The 1,516-nt window shown below is 65.0% G+C and carries 4 protein-coding genes and 1 pseudogene; all 5 read left to right on the plus strand.

Annotation, left to right across the window (positions count from 1 at the left end; genetic code table 11):
- Positions 1-282: pseudogene (locus ACOJSF_RS10455) on the plus strand (30S ribosomal protein S3); the annotation flags it as partial.
- 3 nt (positions 283-285) lie between these two features.
- Entirely contained in the window at positions 286-726 is a 441-nt protein-coding gene (rplP, locus tag ACOJSF_RS10460; RefSeq protein ID WP_420142147.1) for a 50S ribosomal protein L16, read from the plus strand.
- Positions 726-917, plus strand: a complete 192-nt coding sequence (rpmC, locus tag ACOJSF_RS10465; RefSeq protein WP_420142148.1) for a 50S ribosomal protein L29 — start codon at positions 726-728, stop codon at positions 915-917. Before rplP ends, rpmC begins: the two co-directional genes overlap by 1 nt.
- Before the next feature lie 9 nt (positions 918-926).
- Positions 927-1,169 carry a 30S ribosomal protein S17 gene (gene rpsQ / locus ACOJSF_RS10470; protein WP_135063541.1) on the plus strand — a complete coding sequence of 81 codons (243 nt, stop codon included), beginning with the start codon at positions 927-929 and terminating at the stop codon, positions 1,167-1,169.
- An 18-nt stretch (positions 1,170-1,187) separates the two neighbouring features.
- A partial coding sequence (gene rplN, locus ACOJSF_RS10475) for a 50S ribosomal protein L14 (RefSeq protein ID WP_420142149.1) occupies positions 1,188-1,516 on the plus strand: 329 nt, incomplete at its 3' end.

Consider the following 1,516-nt stretch of genomic DNA (forward strand, 5'->3'; position numbering starts at 1 on the left):
GGCGGCGCCGAAATCGCGCGGATGGAATGGTATCGCGAAGGCCGCGTGCCGCTTCACACCCTGCGCGCCGACATCGACTACGGCTTCATCGAGGCCAAGACGACCTACGGCATCATCGGCGTGAAGGTCTGGGTGTTCAAAGGTGAGGTGCTCGAGCACGACCCGATGGCCCAGGACAAGCGCTGGGCTCAGGAAGCCTCGGGTCCCTCGTCCAACGAAGGCCGTGAACGCGGCCCCCGCGGCGACCGCGGCCCCCGTCGCGACCGCGGACGTGAGAACTAAGTCATGCTGCAACCCAAGAAGACCAAGTACCGCAAGGCGTTCAAGGGCCGGATCCATGGTTCGGCCAAGGGCGGCTTCTCGCTGAACTTCGGCTCCTACGGCCTGAAGACGCTGGAGCCCGAGCGCATCACGGCGCGTCAGATCGAAGCGGCTCGCCGCGCGATCACCCGCCAGATGAAGCGCCAGGGCCGCGTCTGGATCCGTGTCTTCCCGGACCTGCCGGTCACGGGCAAGCCGGCCGAAGTGCGGATGGGCAAGGGCAAGGGCGCCGTGGACCACTGGGCCGCGCGTTGCCACCCGGGCCGCATCCTGTTCGAAATCGACGGCGTGGCCGACGACATCGCCCGTGAGGCGCTGCGTCTTGGCGCCGCCAAGCTGCCGGTCCGCACCAAGGTGGTCACCCGCCTGGACGCCGGCATCGCTCACACGGAGCAAGCGGCCTGATGACCAAGATCGCCGATCTGCGGGGCATGACCCCGGACCAGCTGTCCGACGAGCTGCTCAAGCTCAAGAAGGAACAGTTCAACCTGCGTTTCCAGGCGGCCACCGGCCAAATGGAAAAAACCCACCGCGTGGGTGAAGTGCGCAAAGACATCGCCCGTATCTCGACGCTGCTGCGTCAACAGCAGGCGTAAGGAACGAAGATGCCGAAGCGAATTCTCGAAGGCGTGGTCGTCTCCGACAAGGGCGACAAGACCGTGGTGGTCAAGGTGGAGCGCACCCTGCTTCACCCCGTCCTGAAGAAGACTGTCCGTCTGTCCAAGAAGTACCACGCCCACGACGAAGGCAACGCGCTGAAGGTCGGCGACGTGGCCCGCATCGTCGAGTGCGCCCCCAAGTCCAAGTTGAAGCGCTGGGAAGTCCTTTCCAACGCCTCGGCTTCGTAAGAAGAAGGATCGGATCCCATGATCCAGATGCAAACTAACCTGGAGGTGGCCGACAACTCGGGCGCTCGCCGGGTCATGTGCATCAAGGTGTTGGGCGGCTCCAAGCGCCGCTACGCCTCGGTGGGCGACACCATTGTCGCCTCGGTGAAGGAAGCGATTCCGCGCGGCCGCGTGAAGAAGGGCGACGTCGTTCGCGCCATCGTCGTGCGCACCGCCAAGGACATCCAGCGCAAGGACGGCTCTGTCATCCGTTTCGACAAGTCGGCCGCCGTCATCGTCAACAAGCAGAACGAGCCCGTCGGCACGCGGATCTTCGGCCCGGTTCCCCGCGAACTGCGCGCCAAGAA

Source organism: Sphingomonas sp., from assembly GCF_048594985.1.
GTDB lineage: Bacteria > Pseudomonadota > Alphaproteobacteria > Sphingomonadales > Sphingomonadaceae > Sphingomonas_I.

Bases quoted from the DNA above. Each gene is read 5' to 3' on its own strand.
- rplP (WP_420142147.1), top strand. From the start codon at position 286: ATGCTGCAACCCAAGAAGACCAAGTACCGCAAGGCGTTCAAGGGCCGG.
- rpmC (WP_420142148.1), top strand. From the start codon at position 726: ATGACCAAGATCGCCGATCTGCGGGGCATGACCCCGGACCAGCTGTCC.
- rpsQ (WP_135063541.1), top strand. From the start codon at position 927: ATGCCGAAGCGAATTCTCGAAGGCGTGGTCGTCTCCGACAAGGGCGAC.